The 18,843-nt window shown below is 73.4% G+C and carries 16 protein-coding genes; 12 read left to right on the forward strand and 4 right to left on the reverse strand.

The window, feature by feature from the left end:
* Positions 1-53: 53 nt before the first annotated feature.
* Positions 54-1,085: a hypothetical protein gene (locus tag ACZ4N4_RS03145; RefSeq protein WP_467583803.1), complete on the forward strand. Its 1,032-nt coding sequence runs from the start codon at positions 54-56 to the stop codon at positions 1,083-1,085.
* Between the two features lie 148 nt (positions 1,086-1,233).
* Here the strand turns inward: ACZ4N4_RS03145 and ACZ4N4_RS03150 are convergent, their stop codons facing one another.
* Positions 1,234-1,881 (reverse strand): phosphotransferase family protein, encoded by a 648-nt coding sequence (locus ACZ4N4_RS03150; protein WP_467583807.1) that lies wholly within the window; start codon positions 1,879-1,881, stop codon positions 1,234-1,236.
* Between the two features lie 335 nt (positions 1,882-2,216).
* On the opposite strand from ACZ4N4_RS03150, the gene ACZ4N4_RS03155 reads away from it, so the two are divergent.
* From ACZ4N4_RS03155 to ACZ4N4_RS03185, 7 genes are all read left to right on the forward strand, one after another.
* On the forward strand, positions 2,217-3,434 hold the full coding sequence (locus ACZ4N4_RS03155; RefSeq protein ID WP_467583810.1) for a prenyltransferase/squalene oxidase repeat-containing protein: 1,218 nt from the start codon (positions 2,217-2,219) through the stop codon (positions 3,432-3,434).
* Positions 3,435-3,469: 35 nt separating this feature from the next.
* Positions 3,470-4,081: an SCO2322 family protein gene (locus ACZ4N4_RS03160; RefSeq protein ID WP_467585302.1), complete on the forward strand. Its 612-nt coding sequence runs from the start codon at positions 3,470-3,472 to the stop codon at positions 4,079-4,081.
* A 187-nt stretch (positions 4,082-4,268) separates the two neighbouring features.
* Complete coding sequence (locus tag ACZ4N4_RS03165) at positions 4,269-5,357, forward strand: energy-coupling factor transporter transmembrane component T (protein WP_467583813.1); 1,089 nt, start codon at positions 4,269-4,271, stop codon at positions 5,355-5,357.
* The gene (locus ACZ4N4_RS03170; RefSeq protein WP_467583816.1) at positions 5,354-7,141 is read left to right on the forward strand and encodes an ABC transporter ATP-binding protein; all 1,788 of its coding nucleotides are present in this window, start codon (positions 5,354-5,356) and stop codon (positions 7,139-7,141) included. Before ACZ4N4_RS03165 ends, ACZ4N4_RS03170 begins: the two co-directional genes overlap by 4 nt.
* Complete coding sequence (locus tag ACZ4N4_RS03175; RefSeq protein WP_467583820.1) at positions 7,138-7,947, forward strand: ECF transporter S component; 810 nt, start codon at positions 7,138-7,140, stop codon at positions 7,945-7,947. The genes ACZ4N4_RS03170 and ACZ4N4_RS03175 overlap by 4 nt, the downstream gene beginning before the upstream one ends.
* A gap of 336 nt (positions 7,948-8,283) precedes the next feature.
* Positions 8,284-8,697: an aggregation-promoting factor C-terminal-like domain-containing protein gene (locus ACZ4N4_RS03180; RefSeq protein ID WP_365795679.1), complete on the forward strand. Its 414-nt coding sequence runs from the start codon at positions 8,284-8,286 to the stop codon at positions 8,695-8,697.
* A gap of 156 nt (positions 8,698-8,853) precedes the next feature.
* Positions 8,854-9,540, forward strand: a complete 687-nt coding sequence (locus tag ACZ4N4_RS03185) for a YoaK family protein (RefSeq protein WP_467583824.1) — start codon at positions 8,854-8,856, stop codon at positions 9,538-9,540.
* A gap of 126 nt (positions 9,541-9,666) precedes the next feature.
* On the opposite strand, the gene ACZ4N4_RS03190 is transcribed toward ACZ4N4_RS03185, so the two are convergent.
* Positions 9,667-10,902 carry a cytochrome P450 gene (locus ACZ4N4_RS03190; protein ID WP_453577442.1) on the reverse strand — a complete coding sequence of 412 codons (1,236 nt, stop codon included), beginning with the start codon at positions 10,900-10,902 and terminating at the stop codon, positions 9,667-9,669.
* Positions 10,903-11,177: 275 nt separating this feature from the next.
* Here ACZ4N4_RS03190 and ACZ4N4_RS03195 point away from each other — a divergent pair, with 275 nt between their 5' ends.
* Positions 11,178-12,347, forward strand: coding sequence for a steroid 3-ketoacyl-CoA thiolase (locus ACZ4N4_RS03195; protein ID WP_453577445.1), 1,170 nt, complete (start codon positions 11,178-11,180; stop codon positions 12,345-12,347).
* A 154-nt stretch (positions 12,348-12,501) separates the two neighbouring features.
* Here ACZ4N4_RS03195 and ACZ4N4_RS03200 read toward each other — a convergent pair whose 3' ends face one another.
* Positions 12,502-14,538: a bifunctional glycosyltransferase 87/phosphatase PAP2 family protein gene (locus ACZ4N4_RS03200; protein ID WP_467583828.1), complete on the reverse strand. Its 2,037-nt coding sequence runs from the start codon at positions 14,536-14,538 to the stop codon at positions 12,502-12,504.
* Between the two features lie 371 nt (positions 14,539-14,909).
* Here ACZ4N4_RS03200 and proP point away from each other — a divergent pair, with 371 nt between their 5' ends.
* From proP to ACZ4N4_RS03215, 3 genes are all read left to right on the forward strand, one after another.
* A complete protein-coding gene (gene proP, locus ACZ4N4_RS03205; RefSeq protein ID WP_467583831.1) occupies positions 14,910-16,289 on the forward strand; it encodes a glycine betaine/L-proline transporter ProP in 1,380 nt (459 codons plus the stop codon).
* Between the two features lie 200 nt (positions 16,290-16,489).
* Entirely contained in the window at positions 16,490-17,590 is a 1,101-nt protein-coding gene (locus ACZ4N4_RS03210) for a DUF2330 domain-containing protein (protein ID WP_467583834.1), read from the forward strand.
* Between the two features lie 110 nt (positions 17,591-17,700).
* Positions 17,701-18,372, forward strand: a complete 672-nt coding sequence (locus tag ACZ4N4_RS03215) for an O-methyltransferase (protein WP_467583837.1) — start codon at positions 17,701-17,703, stop codon at positions 18,370-18,372.
* Between the two features lie 10 nt (positions 18,373-18,382).
* Here ACZ4N4_RS03215 and ACZ4N4_RS03220 read toward each other — a convergent pair whose 3' ends face one another.
* Positions 18,383-18,772: a hypothetical protein gene (locus ACZ4N4_RS03220; protein ID WP_360486914.1), complete on the reverse strand. Its 390-nt coding sequence runs from the start codon at positions 18,770-18,772 to the stop codon at positions 18,383-18,385.
* Between the last annotated feature and the right edge of the window lie 71 nt (positions 18,773-18,843).

Genomic DNA, 18,843 nt, shown 5'->3' on the forward strand with positions numbered 1-18,843 from the left:
GGCATCCGGGGCGACCAGCCGCCCCGCCTCCTCCCTGAAGGTGAGGCGAACGGATGTCGCAGCCCGTCCTGCTCCTCGGTGCCGGCCGCCGGTGCGCGTACGACGAGTTCGTGCTGACGCGCATCGCCGCGGCCCGCCCCGTGGTGCTGGTGGACGCCGCGCCGCCCGACTGGGCACGTCCGTGCCTGGCCGGTCACCTGGCGGCGGACCCCGGCAAGGACGGGGCGACGGCCTCGGCGGTGGTGCGGTTCGCGGCCCGGCACCGGGTCCGCGGGGTGCTGGCCCGGTCGGCCGGGTACACGGTCGCCGCGGCCAGGATCGCCGGGCAGTTGGGGCTGCCCGGCCCCTCCCCCGCCACGGCCGCCGCCTGCGCCGACCCGGCCGCGCTGCGTGCCTCGCTCGCCGCCGGCGCGGTCCCCGTCGACGACCCGGGTACGCCCAGGGTCTGCGCCGAGACCGTCGTCCTGGACGGCGAGATCCGTATCGTCGCCATCACCCGTACGACCCTGGGCCCGGCGCCCGCCCGGCAGCCGCTCCGGCACACCGTGCACGCCCACGACGGCCTGCTGCACAACCGTTTCCTGCGTCTTGCCGTCGACCGCACCGTGCACGCCCTCGGCCTCACCCGCGGTGTGCTGCACATCGGGTTGCGGCTCACCGACCGCGGCCCCCGGGTCACCGACGTCACCCCGTGTCTCCCGGGCGACCTGATCCCGCTCCTCGTCAAACGCGCCACCGGCGTCGACCTCGCGCAGGCCGCCGCCGCCCTGGCCACCGGCGAGGTGCCGGACACCACGCCCACCCGGCAGCGGGCGGCCGCGATCCGGTTCGCCTACCCGGCCGCCACCGGCCGCCTCGACCACCTGACCCTCTCCCCCGACGCGGCCGGGGAACCCGGCGCCGACCGCATGATCCTCACCCGGGACGCCGGCCACCACGTCACCGCCGGGCCGCACGCGACCGTCGATGACCGGCTGGCGCTCTGGGTGGCCGTCGGCGAGGATCCCGCCGGCTGCGACGACGCCCTGCGCCGGATGGGCCGCCACCTGTCCGCGGGCATCGCCCCGGTCGTGACAGCGGCCTGAGCGCCTCGCCGCAAGCGCCGTGATGTCCGGCCGCAGTTCGGCGGCGGCACCGCCGTGGCCGGTCGCGCCTCGCGGCGGAGCCGCACACCGATGCGGCCGCCGCGCCCCTGTGAGCCGCCACCGGATCGCAGCCGAAGTGAGCCCGCGGTCACATCAGGGTTCGTATCAACCTCTCGGCCGCGCCGAGCAGTTCGACCTCCCGGTGGCTCATCGTCGGATTGGCCGCCCGTCGCCGCAGGGCCTCCGCCAGCCCCTCCTCGGTCAGTTCACCCGGATCGGCGAGCAGGCCCGCGAGCAGTTCGCGGGCCACCGGCAGCTCGCCCACCGCGACCTGGGCGAGGATCACCGCGGACATGGCCCAGTCCAGGCCGGGCGGCCCGTCCTCGGCGTTGGTCCAGTCGATGACCCGAGGCCCGTCGGGGGTCATCATCACGTTGTCCGGATGCAGGTCGAGGTGGAGGACACGGGAGCCGGGGTCGGCCGGGTCCCGTCCGGGCACCGCGTGCAGCCGCCGCAGCAGCGAGGCGAGCAGCGCACCGCCCGCCGCCGGGCCCATCTCCCCCGCGAGCAGCGCCGCCAGCATGGTCGGTCCGGTCAGCCGTTCCATGACCAGGTCGGTACGGGACCCGGAGGGCCGCACCCGGGGCACCGGATACCCGTGCTCCCGTACGTACGTCATCACCGCGCCCTCGGCGGCCGCGTCCCCCCAGCCGTCCCGGTCCCGGCGCAGCACCCACGCCTCGTCGACCTCGTACACATCCGCCGAACGCCCCGAACCGAGCAGTCTCCCCGTCATGGCATGACCATAACCAGCGGCTACGACCCACAGCCGCCCCTCAGCTTCGATTCGGCGGCCGGTAAGGTAGCCGGGTCGTCATCACCCGTACGGGGGAAAGCCGGTGCAAACCCGGCGCTGCTCCTTCCCCGGTTCACGGCTTCGCCCGAACCGGGGGACACCCCTGTCCGTGAACCGTCGCACCGACGGTGAGCCGGACCGCCCCGCGCGGGACGTTGATCGGCTCATGTGCGCCGGCACCCGTCGGCGCACGGCACCGTCGAGGTTCACGGAGCCGAGCCGCCGGGGTGTCCCGTGCCGCCCGGTTCCCCCGCAGGGAGAGGCACCCGCCGATCATGACCGTCCTCCGCCGCAGCGCCGCGGTGCTGGCCGCCACCGCCGTCATCGGCGCCGCCACGCCCGCCATGACCGCGACGGCCGCCGACAGCCCGTCCCCGTCCGCTTCGACGGTGCTCCCGTCGGGGCTGTTCGGCAGGACGGACCCCAAGTACGACGGCGTCTGGCGCCAGTCGCTCGCCCTGCTCGCCCAGCACACGGTGGGCCTGACCCCGGCCGCGAAGGCGGTGGACTGGCTGGCCGGGCAGCAGTGCGCGAACGGCTCGTACGCGGCGTTCCGCGCCGAGCCGACCGTGGCCTGCGGTGCCAAGGTGACGGTGGACACGAACAGCACGGCCGCCGCCGTACAGGCGCTGGCGGCGGTCGGCGGTCACGACGACGCCGTCGGCAAGGCGGTGACCTGGCTGAAGGCGCAGCGCAACAAGGACGGCGGCTGGGGCTACTCCCCCGGCTCGCCCAGCGACACGAACTCCACCGGCGTGGTGATCGGCGCGCTCACCGCGGCCGGCGAGAGCCCGGACAAGGCGGCGGCCGACCTCCTCGCCAAGTGGTCCCTCCGCTGCGACGCGGCGGGTGGCGGCGGCCTCGCCTACCAGCCGGACAAGAAGGGGAAGCTGGCGGCCAACGCGGACGCGACCGCCGCCGGGGTGCTCGGTCTGCTCGGCAAGGGGTTCGCGGCGACGGCCGGGAAGGCCCCGGAGGAGGGCTATGCCTGCGAGAACTCCGACAAGGCACTGACGCCGGCCGACGCGTCCCGCAACGGCGCCGCGTATCTGGCGGAGGCCATGGACGACCACGGAAACCACCTGGTCTCCGCGCTCGCCGGCGCCAAGCCCCAGCCGGACTACGGCAACACCGCCGACGCGGTCGTGGCCATGGCCGCGCAGGGCTCGACCAAGCCGGCACGGAAGCCGTACGCCTGGCTGGAGGCCCACGCCGAGCCGTGGGCCACGCAGAGCGGGCCCGCGGCCTACGCGGAGCTGATCTTCGCGGCGCACGCGATGGGCGCGGATCCGCGTGACTTCGGCGGTACGGACCTGGTGACGGCGCTCAACGCGACGGGCCCGGCCCCCGAGGCCGCGGCCGCACACACCGAGGAGAAGAAGGAGAAGAAGTCCTCGGGCACCAGCGTCTGGTGGATCGTCGGTACCGGGCTCGTCGTCGGCATCGGCATCGGCTTCCTGTTCAGCGGGCGCCGGAAGCAGCGGCAGCCGTGACCGGCGTCCGCGTCCGCCGTGCGGCGCTGCTGGTGATGGCCGCGCTGACCCTGCTGGCGACCGCGGCGCCAGCGGAGGCCGCCGGTTACCGCTACTGGTCCTTCTGGGAGCGGGACGGCTCGCGGTGGACGTACGCCACGCAGGGACCGTCCACGGCGCGGCCGGACGACGGCGCGGTCGAGGGGTTCCGGTTCGCGGTGAGCGAGGACTCGGGGGACGCGTCGCAGCCACGCGGGACGGCGGGCTTCGGGACGATCTGCGCCGACACGGCCGCGGTCCGGGGGAAGAAGCGGGTGGCGCTGGTCATCGACTTCGGTACGGCGGCGGACGCGCCGTCCGCGGAGCGGCCGCCGGTGCGGCGGACCGCGTGCGCGGTGGTGCCGGACGACGCGACGGCCGCGGACGCGCTGGCCGCCGTGGCCAAACCGCTGCGGTACGACGCGAACGCGTTGCTGTGCGCGATCGGGGGGTATCCCGAGAAGGGATGCGGGGAGAAGGTGGCGGCGGGCGGTACGCCGGCCGGTGGTACGTCGGGCGGTGGTACGTCGGGGGCCGGGCCGTCCGTGGGGCTGCTGGCCGGGGTGGGGGTGATCGTGGTGGTGGCCGCGGGTGCGTTCTGGCAGGCGCGGCGGCGGAAGAATGCGTGATCGTCACAGTGCGAGCCGGTGGGGGCTGGTCGCGTCCACGCGGCGGAGCCGCGGATCGCTACGGCCCGCACCCCTTACGGGGTACGTCCTGGCCGTGGACAGTAGTGCCTCCCCCAGAGCCCGAAAGGCCTGGGGGGACCCCCAGTCGGCACTGGCGGGCGGGGCGGCACCCCGCGAGCGCGGGCGAGTGAAACCCCCCGTGCCCCGGTCCCGGCGTACCCGCACTCTGCATCCCGGTGCCTGGTGGCTCTGGGCGCTCTCGCTCGGTGTCGCCGCCTCTCGGACCACCAACCCCCTCCTCCTCGCCCTGCTCGTCACGGTCACCGGCTATGTCGTGGCCGCCTGCCGGAGCCGGACGCAGGGGTCCCGTTCATACTCCGCCTTCGCCAGGCTCGCCCTCGCCGTCCTGATCGTCCGCCTCGCCTTCACCGTCCTCCTCGGCTCTCCCGTCCCCGGCTCGCACACCCTCGTCACCCTCCCCGAGATCCCGCTCCCGCACTGGGCGCAGGGCATCCGGCTCGGTGGCCGGGTCACCGCCGAGGCGCTGGCCTTCTCCCTCTACGACGGCCTCCGGATCGCCACCCTCCTGATCTGCATCGGCGCCGCGAACGCGCTCGCCGATCCGGCCCGTCTCCTCAAGTCGCTGCCCGGCGCCCTGTACGAACTGGGGGTGGCCGTGGTCGTCGCCCTGACCTTCGCGCCGAACCTGATCGCCGACGTCCAGCGGCTGCGCGCCGCCCGCCGGCTGCGCGGCCGTCCCGACTCCGGCGTCCGGGGGCTGCTCCAGGTCGGGCTGCCGGTCCTGGAGGGTGCGTTGGAGCGCTCGGTCGCCCTCGCCGCCGCGATGGACGCGCGCGGTTACGGCCGCAGCGCCGACGTACCGGACCGGGTCCGCCGTACGACGGCCGCGCTGACCCTCGGCGGGCTGCTCGGCGTGTGCGCGGGAACGTACGGGCTGCTCACCGCGGAGGGCGGCGGTTACGGGCTGCCCCTGCTGCTGGCCGGGGTGGTCGCCGCGCTGGCGGGGCTGCGGCTCGGCGGCCGCCGTTCGCTGCGCACCCGCTACCGGCCGGACGCGTGGGACGCGCGGGCCTGGCTGGTGTCCGGGTCGGGTGCGGCCGTCGCCGGGTTGCTGGCGCTGGCCGCGGTGCGGGATCCGGACGCCCTGCAGCCCGGGGTCGTACCGCTGATCGCCCCCACGCTTCCGCTGTGGCCCGCGGCCGCCGTGCTGCTCGGGCTGCTGCCCGCCCTCGTCGTGCCGAAGGAGCCGTCGTGATCCGTTTCGAGGACGTCTCCGTGACGTACGAGGGCGCGGCCGGGCCGGCCGTCCAGGGCGTCGACTTCGAGGTGCCGGAAGGTGAACTCGTCCTCCTGGTGGGGCCGTCCGGTACCGGCAAGTCGACGATCCTGAACTCCGTCAGCGGGCTGGTGCCGCACTTCACCGGCGGCACCCTGCGCGGCCGGGTCACCGTCGCGGGGCGGGACACCCGGACGCACAAGCCGCGTGAACTCGCCGATGTCGTCGGCACGGTGGGGCAGGATCCGCTCGCCCACTTCGTGACCGGCACGGTGGAGGACGAACTCGCCTACGGGATGGAGTCGTTGGGGATCCCTCCGGCCGTGATGCGGCGGCGGGTGGAGGAGACCCTCGATCTGCTGGGGCTCGACGGGCTGCGGGACCGGGCGATCGCCACCCTCTCCGGCGGGCAGCGGCAGCGGGTCGCCATCGGGTCGGTGCTCACCCCGCATCCGGAGGTCCTGGTCCTCGACGAGCCGACCTCCGCGCTCGACCCGGCCGCCGCCGAGGAGGTGCTGGCCGTGCTCCAGCGACTGGTGCACGACCTGGGGACCACGGTGTTCCTGGCCGAGCACCGGCTGGAGCGGGTGGTGCAGTACGCCGACCGGGTGGTGCTGCTCCCGGAGCCGGGGGCCGCGCCGGTGTGCGGCACTCCCGCCGAGGTGATGGCCGTGTCGCCGGTGTGTCCGCCGGTGGTGGAGCTGGGGCGGCTGGCCGGTTGGTCGCCGCTGCCGATGACCGTGCGGGACGCCCGGCGCCGGGCGGCCGGCCTGCGGGAGCGCCTCGCAGGACGGGCGGTCCCGGAGCAGCGGACCCCCACCGACTCCGCGGTTCCCGCTCGCGCTGCCGTCGCTCCTGGCACCGGGTGGGCCGAAGCCCGGCGGCCGGCCGGCGCCTCCGCCGCGGCTCCCCGCGTGGGGGCAGCAGACCGGCTGCGGGCCGCCGCCCGCCGCGGTCCCCGGGCCGGGCGGCCCGGAACACAGGGGGCCGCCGCCCCGGTGGCCCCCGCCGCTCCGCTCGCCGAGGTCCGTGCCCTCGCCGTCCGGCGGGACCGGGTGGACGCGCTGTGCGGTGTCGGCCTCACCGTCACGCCCGGCGAGACCGTCGCTCTCATGGGCCGTAACGGCGCCGGGAAGTCCACGCTGCTGGGCGCCCTGGTCGGGCTGGTGGAGCCGGGCTCCGGGACGGTCCGGGTCGGCGGGGCGGTACCGCATCGCACCCGTCCGCGTGACCTCGTACGCCTGGTCGGCCTGGTCCCGCAGGAACCCCGTGACCTGCTGTACGCCGACACGGTCGGCGCCGAGTGCGCGGCCGCCGACCGGGACGCGGGGGCGGCCCCGGGAACCTGCCGTGACCTGGTGTCCGAGCTGCTCCCCGGGGTCGGCGACGACACTCATCCGCGCGATCTGTCCGAGGGACAGCGGCTGGCGCTGGCACTGGCCGTCGTCCTGACCGCCCGGCCGCCGCTGCTCCTGCTGGACGAGCCGACCCGGGGCCTCGACTACGCGGCGAAGGCACGGCTGGTCGGCGTGCTGCGCGGACTCGCCGCCGACGGGCACGCGATCGTGCTGGCCACGCACGACGTGGAGCTGGCCGCCGAGATCGCGCACCGGGTCGTGCTGCTCGCGGAGGGCGAGGTGATCGCGGACGGACCGACGGACGAGATCGTGGTCTCCTCGCCGTCGTTCGCGCCGCAGGTGACGAAGGTCCTCGCGCCGCAGCGGTGGCTGACCGTGGCCCAGGTGCGCGAGGCGCTGGCATGACCGGCCCGGTGCGGCTCGGCCCCCGCTCGCTGGCCGCCCTCCTTCTCGTCAGTGCCGTCGGCGTGGTCGCCGTCGGCTGGCCCTTCTTCGCCCCGCCCGGCTCCCGGATCACCTCCCACGCCCAGGACGCGCCCTGGCTCTTCGCGGGCCTGCTGCTCCTGCTTGTCGCCGTGCTCGGGGCGACGATCTCCGAGTCGGGGCTGGGTCCGAAGGCGGTCGCCATGCTCGGCGTGCTGGCCGCGACGGGGGCGGCGCTGCGGCCGATCGGCGCGGGCACCGCCGGGATCGAGCCGATGTTCTTCCTGATGGTGCTGAGCGGGCGGGTGCTGGGGCCGGGCTTCGGGTTCACCCTGGGCTCGCTCACCATGTTCGCGTCGGCGCTGCTGACCGGCGGGGTGGGGCCGTGGCTGCCGTTCCAGATGCTGGCGATGGGCTGGTTCACGATGGGCGCCGGGCTGCTGCCGGGGGCCGGGCGGCTGCGCGGGCGCGGTGAGCTGGCGCTGCTGGCGGGCTACGGCTTCCTGGCCGCGTTCGGCTACGGCATGGTCGTGGACCTGGCCGGCTGGCCGCTGCTGGCCGGCACCGCCTCGAACATCGCCTTCGACCCGCACGCCGGGCCCGCCGCCAATCTGCCCCGGTTCCTCGCCTACAGCCTGGCCACCGCCATGGGCTGGAACCTGGGCCGGGCCCTGTGCACGGTCGTCCTCACCCTCGCCCTCGGGCCCGCCCTGCTGCGGGCGCTGCGCCGGGCGACCAGGAAGGCGGCCTTCGAGACCGCGGTCACATTCGACGACCCCGGGGCGTGAGGCGCCGTACGCACCCGGTGACGAGACCGGTGAAGCACCCCACATGACGCACGTCACCTACGGCCCGAGCTAGTAGTCAGACTCTTCCCAAATGTCCGATTCGCCAACCCCTCTGACCTGCACTTTGAGAGCCACGCCACACAACGGGCCATCAGCGCCTATGCGACCACAACTAGTAAAAGGGGTGATTGCGGACGGGTTGGCGGCCTGCTTCTCTGGACGACGTCGCCAGGCGCCACCGGCTCCCAGCGGGCCACGGAGCCGACGCACACGGCCACCGCCCGCGGGTGGTTCCGGAGCGCGGCGACCCCCTGTCCCCGACGAACGAGGTTCTCCGTGTCCGTGTCCATCATCCGCCGCATCGCCTCCCCGAAGAAGGTCCTCACCGCCGCCGCCGTGGCCGCCGCCACCGCCGGTATGGCGCTGAGCGCGGCGCCCGCCCAGGCCGCCACCGGCTCGGCCTCCTCCGCTCAGGCGATCGCGCACAAGATGATCCCGGACGCCGCACAGTTCAACGCGTTCAGCAAGATCGTCTCGCATGAGAGCGGCTGGAACCCCAGCGCCACCAACAGCTCCTCCGGCGCCTACGGCCTGGTCCAGGCCCTGCCGGGCTCGAAGATGGCGTCCGCCGGGTCCGACTGGAAGACCAACCCGGCCACCCAGATCAAGTGGGGTCTGGACTACATGAACTCCCGCTACGGCAGCCCGACGGCCGCCTGGAGCTTCTGGCAGGCCAACGGCTGGTACTGAGCCGGCCGACCCGCTCCCCCGCACCTCGGCACCCTCGCCCCCCTCCTCCCGGGCGAGGGTGCCGACGCATGTCCGGACGTGGTGGACTGATGCCCCAGAGCCGCCGAACCCGGGACCGCCGAGCCGCCCGGTCCGGCGCGATCCACCGGAGGAGCGATGCCCACGGCGTCACCGACCCCCGATCCCGAGACCCGCGGTGTGCGGCTGGTGTTCGTACTGCTGGCCCTGACCATGATGAGCGGCATGATCGACGCCGTCAGCTATCTCGGCCTGGGTCATGTCTTCACCGCGAACATGACCGGCAACGTGGTGGTCCTGGGCTTCGCGGCCGCCGGGGCGCCCGGCTTCTCCGTCCCCCACTCGGCGGCCTCGCTGGCCGCCTTTCTGCTGGGCGCGGCGGTGGGCGGCCGGGTCTCGGCCCGGTTCGGCGGCAGCTCCCGCCGGCGGTGGATACGGGTGACCCTGGCCGCGGAGGCGGTCTTGTTGGCCGCGGCCGCCGTGGTGGCCTTCGCCCGGCCCGCCGGAACGGCGACGACGTACACCCTGATCGCGCTGACCGCCTTCGCGATGGGCGTGCGCAACGCGAACGTCCGCAAGCTGGGGATCCCCGACCTGACGGCGACCACGGTCCTGACGACCACCCTGACCGGCCTGGTCTCCGAGTCCCACCTCGGCGACGCCACCAGGCCGCACTCCCCGCGCCGCGTGGCCGCGGTCCTCGCGCTGGTCGCCGGCGCGGTCCTGGGTGCCTGGCTGGTCCTCCACGAGAACCTGGGGATCCCGCTGCTCGTCGCGGCGGTGGTCGCCGGGGTACTGGCGGTGGTGGCGTCCGGGCGGGAGTGACCGCGGGGACGGGGTGAGCGGCACCGGCGTCTCGGGGGAGGCAGGAACGGGGCGTAGGGAGGGGGTGCTCCTGCCTCCCTCGGGGCGGGCCGGCGGCGCCGGGAGCCGTCGGCCCGGGTCGAGGGGTTACGCCGTGGTGACCTGGAGGTGCTTCACCCCGTTGATCCACGCCGAGCGCAGCCGGTCCGGGTCGCCGACCAGGCGCAGGGTCGGCATAGCGTCGGCTATCGCGTTGAAGATCAGGTCGATCTCCAGGACCGCCAGGGACTTGCCCAGGCAGTAGTGGGGGCCGCCGCCGCCGAAGCCGAGGTGCGGGTTGGGGTCGCGGGTGATGTCGAAGGTGTCGGGGTCGGTGAAGACCTCGGGGTCGTGGTTGGCGGAGGCGTAGAAGACACCGACCCGGTCGCCCTTGCGGATCAGCTTGCCGCCCAGTTCGGTGTCCTGGGTGGCGGTGCGCTGGAAGGAGTTGACCGGGGTGGCCCAGCGGACGATCTCCTCGGCGGTGGTCGAGGGGCGCTCCCGCTTGTAGAGGTCCCAGGCCTCGGGGTGGGTGAGGAAGGCGTGCATGCCGTGGGTGATGGCGTTGCGGGTGGTCTCGTTTCCGGCCACCGCGAGCATCAGCACGAAGAAGCCGAACTCGTCGGAGTTCAGGTTGCCCTCGTCCTCGGCCGCCACCAGCGTGGAGACGATGTCCTTGGCCGGGCACTGCTTGCGGTCGGCGGCCATGTTCATCGCGTAGGCGATCAGCTCGGTGGCCGACTCGGCGCCCACCTCTTCGGTGATCGCGTACTCCGGGTCGTCGTACGAGATCATCTTGTTGGACCAGTCGAAGATCTTGGCCCGGTCGTCCTGGGGGATGCCGATCAGTTCCGCGATCGCCTGGAGGGGGAGTTCGCAGGCGACCTCGGTGACGAAGTCGAAGGGGCCCGGGTGGGCGCGGGCGGCGTCGGTGATCGCCCCGGCGCGGGCGCGCAGCCGGTCCTCCAGGGCGCGGATGGAGCGGGGCGTGAAGCCGCGCTGGATGATCTGGCGGACCCGGGTGTGCTCGGGCGGGTCCATGTTCAGCAGGATCAGCCGCTGGGCGTCGATCGCGTCCCGCGGTATGTGCTCGGTGAAACGGATGATCGCGGTGTTGAGCCAGGACGAGAAGATCTCGGGGTGCGTGGAGACGTACTTGACGTCGGCGTGCCGGGTGACGGCCCAGTAGCCGCCGTCCGCGAAGCCGGCGATGCCGTGCGGCTGTTCGATCCAGCGGACCGGTTCCGCCCGGCGCAGCTCGGCGAACTCCGGGAGCGGTACCCGGTGATGGAGCAGATCGGGGTCGGTGAGGTCGAACCCGTCGGGCAGTGCGGGACAGGGCATGGCGACTCACTCCCACCGTGTACGAACCTGGATACGTGTGCCTTACGACACCCATCTGACGGACCATCAGAAAGGGTCGGTTGCCGTGAAGGTAGTAACGGGTTCTACAAGTCGCAAGGGGCACGGTCACCCCAATTGCGTGCAACCCTCTTGCGGTTGTGCAGGGGCTGTCAGCAGACTGCACACAGAACTAGTACGCGTTCTAGTTCTGCGTGGCGGGCCGGGCCGGGACGCCCCTGCGCCGCGCGGGTGACCGAGGAGAGGACCGAGCCCCCATGGCCGCGGAACCCGTGATCGTCGAAGCCGTACGCACCCCCATCGGCAAGCGCGGTGGCGCGCTCGCCAATCTCCACCCCGCCTATCTCCTGGGCGAGACCTACCGTGAACTCCTCGGCCGCACCGGCATCCCCGCCGACTGCGTCGAGCAGATCGTCGGCGGCACGGTGACCCACGCCGGCGAGCAGTCCATGAACCCCGCGCGTACGGCCTGGCTGACCGTCGGGCTGCCGTACGAGACCGCGGCCACGACCGTCGACTGCCAGTGCGGCTCCTCGCAGCAGGCCTCGCACATGACCGCCAACATGATCGCCGCCGGGGTCATCGACGTCGGGATCAGCTGCGGGATCGAGGCGATGTCGCGGGTGCCGCTCGGCTCCGGCTCCAAGCACGGGCCGGGCAAGCCCTTCCCCGACGAGTGGAACGTCGATCTGCCCAACCAGTTCGAGGCCGCCGAGCGCATCGCCCGTCACCGGGGTCTGACCAGGGAGAACGTCGACTCGCTCGGGCTGCTCTCGCAGGAGCGGGCGGCGCACGCCTGGGCCGAGGAACGCTTCAAACGGGAGACCTTCGCCGTGCAGGTGCCGACGACGGAGGAGGAACAGCACGCCGGGCAGGGCATGTGGCGCCTGGTCGACAAGGACGAGGGCCTGCGCGACACGTCCATGGAGGCGCTGTCCGGCCTGAAGCCGGTGATGCCGACGGCGGTCCACACCGCGGGCAACTCGTCCCAGATCTCGGACGGCGCGGCCGCCATCATGTGGGCCTCGAAGCGGATGGCCCGCGCCCTGAAGCTGCGCCCGCGGGCCCGGATCGTCGCCCAGGCCCTGGTCGGCGCCGACCCGCACTTCCACCTCGACGGCCCGATCGACGCGACCCGGGCCGTGCTCGGCAAGGCCGGCATGACCCTCGGGGACATCGACCTGGTCGAGATCAACGAGGCGTTCGCGTCGGTGGTGCTGAGCTGGGCCCAGGTCTTCGAGCAGAGCCTGGACAAGGTCAACGTCAACGGCGGCGCCATCGCCCTGGGGCACCCCGTCGGGGCGACGGGAGCCCGTCTGATCACCACCGCCCTGCACGAACTGGAGCGCACGGACAAGGAGTTCGCCCTCATCACGATGTGCGCGGGCGGCGGCCTGGCCACCGGGACGATCATCCAGCGGCTGTAAGCAGGTCGGGGGAAGTCCGCTGCTGTTCGGCAGCGCCCCGAGGTTCAGCGCCCCGAAGGGGCGCGGGGCTGTACTGAATGTGCGGCTGCCGCCGCGTGGGCGCGACCAGCCACGACGGCGCCGCAGACGAACGACAGCACGCCGCGGCAAGGCGTCACCCGGGAGCCGGCACCGTTACCGGCTCCCGGTCTCCTTTGTCGGCCCTCGCCGCCCGCAGGGCCTGCGGCCCCTGGAGCAGGTAGCCGACGCCGAAGCCCGCGCCGACCACCGCCGCGCCGCCCACCGCGTCCAGGACCCAGTGGTTGCCGGTGGCGATGATCGCCGAGACCGTCAGAAGGGGGTGGAGCAGGCCGAGGGGCTTCAGCCACCACTTCGGGGCGACGACGGCGATCACGATCCCGCACCACAGCGACCAGCCGAAGTGCAGCGAGGGCATCGCCGCGTACTGGTTGGTCAGCTGGGTGAGGGTGCCGTAGTCCGGCTTGGCGAAGTCCTGCGGGCCGTGCACCGTGTCGGTGATGCCGAGGCCCGGCATCAGACGCGGCGGGGCCAGCGGGTAGAGCCAGAAGCCGATCAGGGCGAAGGCGGTGGCGAAGCCCAGGGCGGTGCGGGCCCAGCGGTAGTCGACCGGGCGGCGGACGTAGAGGACCGCGAGGACGGTCAGCGGGACGACGAAGTGGAAGGACTCGTAGTAGAAGTCGAAGAAGTCCCGCAGCCAGCCGATGCCGTGCACGGCGTGGTTGGCCCAGTGCTCGATGTCGACGTGCAGGAACCGCTCGATGCCGAGGATCTGGTGCCCGTGGTGCTCGGCCCGGGCCCGCCCGGAGGTGCCGTCCCCGTCCCCGGCGGCGGCCAGCCGGATCTGCTGGTAGGCGAAGTAGACCAGCCGCATCGCGACCAGTTCGAGGAAGAGGTTCGGCCGGGTCAGGACCCGGCGCAGCCCGGGGGCCAGTGGCACCCGGCGGAAGCGGGCCGGCACCGGCTCCGCGTAGTCCGTCGGGATCGGGCGGGCGAACTCCGGGGCGGTACGGGACAGGAACGGTACGACCGTGGCCGCGGCCAGGGCGGCCAGCAGGACGGCGTTGTCACGCACCGGGACGAAGAGGGACTGGTTCGGCAGCAGCGCCTTGGCGGGCAGCGTCATCACCATGACCACCACGACCGGCCACACCGACCGGTCGGCGGCGCGCCGTCCGGTCCGGCCGACCACCGCGAGCAGCACCCACAGCAGCTGGTGCTGCCAGGCGGCCGGCGACACCGCCACCACCGCGCAGCCGGTGATCGCGACCGCCAGCAGCAGCTGCCCGTCCCGGGCGTAGCGGACCGCGCGGCGCAGCGCGAGGACGGCCACGGCCGCGGCGAGCGCCAGGAACAGGACGATCTCCAGCGGGCCGCTCAGCCCGAACCGCAGCAGGGCGCCGTGCAGCGACTGGTTGGCGAGCGCGTCGGCCGCGCCGCCCAGACCCACGCCGGCCGTGTGGTGGACCCAGTAGGTGTACGAGTCGTGCGGCAGCGCCGCCCAGGCCAGCACCGTGCACGCGGCGAAGGTGACGCCGGAGGCGAGGGCGGCCCGGCGGCGGCCGGTGAACCAGAGCAGCGGGGCGAACAGCAGCAGGGCCGGCTGGAGCGCGGCGGCCAGGCCGACGCACAGTCCGCCGTCGCGCTGCCCGCGGGCGGCGAAGCAGCCGAGCAGGACGAACAGCACCGGGATGATGCTGGTCTGGCCGAGCCAGAGGGTGTTACGGACCGGCAGCGAGAGCATCAGCAGGCTGATGGCGACCGGAGCGGCCAGCAGCGAGGTGCGGCGGCTCACCGGCCGCGGCAGCGCGCGGGCGGCGACCAGGCCGAGGGCGACCACCAGGAGCAGCGTGCCGAAGGTCCAGCCCCAGCCGAGGGCCTGCTCGGCGGCCTTGGTGAGCGGCTTGAGCACCAGCCCGCCGAACGGGGAGCCGGTGAACTGGGTCGAGTCGTAGAGCGAGCCCTTGACGTGCAGCACGCCCTCCGGGCCGACCCAGGTCTCCAGATCCGTCAGCCGGTCCCCGCTCGGCGTGCCGAGGACGACGGCCATCTGCCGTACGGCGAGGATCGCGGCCATCGCCCACAGCCCGAGCCGGGCCATTCTGAACCGCGTCTCTGGCTCCGCTCCCCCGAACGCGTCTCCCGGTCTCCCACTGTGTTCCACGTTCGCCACGCCGCGCCGGCCTCCCGCCCCGCTCGTTCGCTCTGAGAACCCTGAGAACCTTTACGAGGCTCCCATTCCTTTCTGTGAGAGACGCAGGCGGCCCCCTCCCCACCTGACGTCCGGCCGCGTTTTGTCCGGATGGCGACAGCGTGGAAGGGGTGCGGTTGCCTCCGTGGAGCGCGACAAGGATCACAGTGCGTGGTCCGTATCCGGGCGCGGGAGCGGGCATACGTCCCTGCATACACCGCATTTAGCTGCACTATGCACGGATGCGTGTACGCGACGTAACGAGCCCAAGTCCTCCTATCGTCGCTTTTCGACCCGTCCGGCGCCGTACGGGCCGCGCCCCCGTCCCCGTCGAAAGGTAGGCGAGCCCCGTTTTGGCGACCGCCACAGCCGTCACCCCGTCCGTCAAGATCCCCGGCCCCCGCACGGCCGCGCCCGCGCCGACCGTCACCGACCCCGCGCTGGTGAAGCGCGCCGTGAAGGCGGCCGCACTCGGCAACGCCATGGAGTGGTTCGACTTCGGCGTCTACAGCTACATCGCGGTGACCCTGGGCAAGGTCTTCTTCCCGTCCGGCAACCCGACCGCCCAGCTGCTGTCCACGTTCGGCGCCTTCGCCGCGGCCTTCCTGGTCCGCCCGCTCGGCGGCATGGTCTTCGGCCCGCTCGGCGACCGCGTGGGCCGCCAGAAGGTCCTCGCCGTCACCATGATCATGATGGCGGCCGGCACCTTCGCGATCGGCCTGATCCCCTCGTACGCGACGATCGGCGTCGGCGCCCCGATCCTGCTCCTCGCCGCCCGCCTGGTGCAGGGCTTCTCGACCGGCGGCGAGTACGCGGGCGCGTCCACGTTCATCGCCGAGTACGCACCGGACAAGAAGCGCGGCTTCTTCGGCAGCTGGCTGGAGTTCGGCACGCTGGCGGGCTACATCGGCGGCGCGGGCCTGGTCACCCTGATGACGGCCCTGCTCTCCGACGGCGACCTCACCTCCTGGGGCTGGCGCGTCCCGTTCCTGATCGCGGGCCCGATGGGCATCATCGGCCTGTACCTGCGGATGCGCCTGGAGGAGACCCCCGCGTTCGTCGCGGAGGTCGAGAAGGCCGAGCAGTCCCGCTCGAAGGTCCCGCTGCGCGAGATGATCACCGGCCAGTGGAAGGCCCTGCTGCTGTGCATGGCCCTGGTCCTGGTCTTCAACGTCACGGACTACATGCTGCTGTCGTACATGCCGAGCTACCTGACCAGCGAGCTGAAGTACGACGAGACGCACGGCCTGCTGGTGGTGCTCGCCGTCATGGCCCTGATGATGATCGTCCAGCCGTTCGCCGGCGCCCTGACCGACCGCGTCGGCCGCCGCCCGGTGATCGCCGCGGGCTGTGCCGGCTTCCTCCTGCTCTCCGTCCCGGCCCTGCTCCTGATCCGCCAGGGCAGCCTGCTGGCGGTCGCCCTCGGCATGGGCGCCCTGGGCCTCCTCCTGGTCTGCTTCACGGCGGCGATGCCGGCGGCCCTCCCGGCCCTGTTCCCGACCCGGGTCCGCTACGGCTCCCTGTCGATCGGCTTCAACGTCTCGGTCTCCCTCTTCGGCGGCACGACCCCGCTGGTGGTGACGGCCCTGATCGGAGCGACGGGCAACATGATGATGCCCGCGTACTACATGATGGCGGCGGCCGTCATCGGCGGCTTCGCGGCCTGGCGCATGACGGAGACGGCGGGCAAGCCGCTGCCCGGTTCGGCGCCGTCGGTCGAAGCGCCCCGTTAGGGGCGCGGGGCCGTGTCGATGTGCGGCTCCGCCGCGCGGGCGCGCTCAGCCCCACCCACCTGCACCGTCCGAACGATCCGCCCGTCCTGTGCGTACCGTCGGTGGACAGACGGTGGCTGTCCGGAACGGGCCCAGGAACCATGCCCTCCGCTATACCGTCTGCAGTCGGTGATGCACACACGGGCGGAGGGCATCGGTTCATGGTCGGGCGCGCACGTGTTCTCGCGGTCCTGCTCACACTCCTCGGTATCCAGCTGAGCTGGCTCGCCGCTCCCGCCTTCGCCTGCGGCTGCGGTGCCCTCGTCCCCGGCGACCGGCAGCAGGTCACCGTCGGCCGGGAGGAGTCGGTCCTGCGCTGGGACGGCACCCGCGAACAGATCGTGATGCGCCTGACGGTCGACGGCGACGCCGACCACGCCGCCTGGATCATGCCCGTCCCGCACCGCGCCACCGTCGCCCTCGGCGACCCGGCCCTCTTCGACGAGCTGCACACCCTCACCGCCCCGGCGCACCGCACCCGCTACCACCTCTGGCCCCAGAGCGGCGACTGGCCCCTCACCACCGGCCGCACCACGGCCGCAGGCCCGCCCGGCGGCGCCGCGAAGGCCCCTGGCGTCGGTATGGTCGACCGCCGGCGGCTCGGCCCGTTCGACGTGGCCCAGCTGACCGCCACCGACCCCGGCGCCCTGGACGGCTGGCTGCGCGGCAACGGCTTCCCGATCCCGCCCCGCCTGGACACCGCGCTACGGCCCTACGTCGACCAGCGCTGGGAGTACGTCGCGGTCAGGCTCGCCCCCGAGACCGCGGGCTCCACGCTGACCGGCGCCCTCGACCCGCTGCACCTCGCCTTCGCCAGCGACCGGCCGGTCTACCCGATGCGGCTGTCCAGGCTCGCGGCCACCCCGCAGTCGCTGGGCCTGTACGTGCTCGCCGCGCACCGCATGGAGCCGCGCGCGTCGATCGGCGGCGAACCCCCGAGGGTCGTCTACGCCGGCCGTCTCAACCGTCCGGCCGGCGATCTCCGCGGACTCGCCGCCGGCACCCCGTATCTGACGGCCATCGGCCAGGAGTTCCCCTACCCGTCGCGGATCTCCGGCGACCACGTGCTGCGCCGGGCCTCCTCGGACACCGCCTTCCAGCAGGTCGTCTACGAGGACCGGCTGCGCGAGGCGGCCGGGATCCCGCTGTGGCTGCTGACCGTCGGCGGCGCGCTGCTGCTGGTCGTCACGGTCACCTCCGTGGCGGCCGTACGGCGCTCCCGCCGCCCGCCCCCGGCCCGGCCCCCTGCGCCGATCGGCTGAGTTCCGTCCGGAACCGGGGCGGTGGATCACCGAGGCACCCGTCGCCTAAGTAGTGCTAAGCAGATAGCTGTCAGAGGGCAGTTACCGGACATCCGAAAGGCAGCGGACGCATGAGCGGCTCTCAGCTCTGGGACGACGTCGACTTCTACTTCACCAGCCACCTCTCGCCGGACGACGAGGCGCTCCAGGCGGCCCTGCGCGAGAGCGAGGCGAACGACCTTCCGCACGTCAGCGTGACCGCCAACCAGGGCAAGCTGCTCCAGCTGCTCGCACAGATCCAGGACGCCCGGAACATCCTGGAGATCGGCACCCTCGGCGGCTACAGCACCATCTGGCTGGCCCGCGCGCTGCCCGAGGACGGCAGGCTGATCTCGCTGGAGTACAACGCCCGGCACGCCGAGGTCGCGCTCCGCAACATCGCCCGCGCCGGCTTGGAGCGGCTCGTCGAGGTGCGGGTCGGCCCCGCCCTGGAGTCGCTGCCCAAGCTCGCCGACGAGAACCCGGCCCCCTTCGACCTGGTCTTCATCGACGCCGACAAGGCCAACAACCCGCACTACGTCGAGTGGGCGCTGCGGCTCACCCGCACCGGCAGCCTGATCGTCGTCGACAACGTGGTGCGCGGCGGCCGGGTCGCCGACGCCGACAGCAGCGAACCGGACGTGGTCGGCACCCGCGCCGCGATCGAGCTGATCGCCGCCCACCCGAGGCTGAGCGGCACGGCGATCCAGACGGTCGGCAGCAAGGGCTACGACGGCTTCGCCCTGGCCCGGGTGCTCGACTGAGGGGTGTCGCTCAGCCCTCGTGGTAGAAGCCCACGTTGACGCTGCGCGGGGCGGTGCGGTCCCGGACGACGATCTCGCCGGAGCCGCCCCGGGGCAGTGCGACCGTGCCGCCGTATCCGATGGCCTGGGCGTACTCGCCGACGGTCAGCAGCACCTCGGAGGACGGTTCGGCCTGGGAGCCGCGCAGCCAGGTGACCTGCCAGCCGCCCTCGGGCCCGCACAGGAACTCCAGGTGCACCCGGGAGACGAACAGCCAGTCGTCGGGCGTGGTGAGCCGGCAGGCGGAGGCATCGCGGCCCACTCGCAGCACGGCGCCCGGTTCGCTGGGCGCGTCGGCCATGAGCATTCCGGCCGTCTCGCCCGCGTCCCCGGACACGGAGGCCATGGTGAGTTCGAGCACGTGCGTTCCCCCTGCGCGGTTCCTGAATCGTTCCTGGATCTCCGGCGCATGATAAAACGCCCGGCGCGGTG

It is taken from the genome of Streptomyces sp. NPDC026538 (assembly GCF_055567535.1).

What these genes read in the sequence shown, in the direction of transcription:
- ACZ4N4_RS03195 (WP_453577445.1), top strand. Translation starts at nt 11,178, where the DNA reads ATGGCCGCGGAACCCGTGATCGTCGAAGCCGTACGCACCCCCATCGGC.
- ACZ4N4_RS03190 (WP_453577442.1), bottom strand. Translation starts at nt 10,902, where the DNA reads ATGCCCTGTCCCGCACTGCCCGACGGGTTCGACCTCACCGACCCCGAT.
- ACZ4N4_RS03160 (WP_467585302.1), top strand. Translation starts at nt 3,470, where the DNA reads ATGGCCGCGCTGACCCTGCTGGCGACCGCGGCGCCAGCGGAGGCCGCC.
- ACZ4N4_RS03155 (WP_467583810.1), top strand. Translation starts at nt 2,217, where the DNA reads ATGACCGTCCTCCGCCGCAGCGCCGCGGTGCTGGCCGCCACCGCCGTC.
- ACZ4N4_RS03175 (WP_467583820.1), top strand. Translation starts at nt 7,138, where the DNA reads ATGACCGGCCCGGTGCGGCTCGGCCCCCGCTCGCTGGCCGCCCTCCTT.
- ACZ4N4_RS03210 (WP_467583834.1), top strand. Translation starts at nt 16,490, where the DNA reads ATGGTCGGGCGCGCACGTGTTCTCGCGGTCCTGCTCACACTCCTCGGT.
- ACZ4N4_RS03150 (WP_467583807.1), bottom strand. Translation starts at nt 1,881, where the DNA reads ATGACGGGGAGACTGCTCGGTTCGGGGCGTTCGGCGGATGTGTACGAG.
- ACZ4N4_RS03215 (WP_467583837.1), top strand. Translation starts at nt 17,701, where the DNA reads ATGAGCGGCTCTCAGCTCTGGGACGACGTCGACTTCTACTTCACCAGC.
- ACZ4N4_RS03185 (WP_467583824.1), top strand. Translation starts at nt 8,854, where the DNA reads ATGCCCACGGCGTCACCGACCCCCGATCCCGAGACCCGCGGTGTGCGG.
- ACZ4N4_RS03145 (WP_467583803.1), top strand. Translation starts at nt 54, where the DNA reads ATGTCGCAGCCCGTCCTGCTCCTCGGTGCCGGCCGCCGGTGCGCGTAC.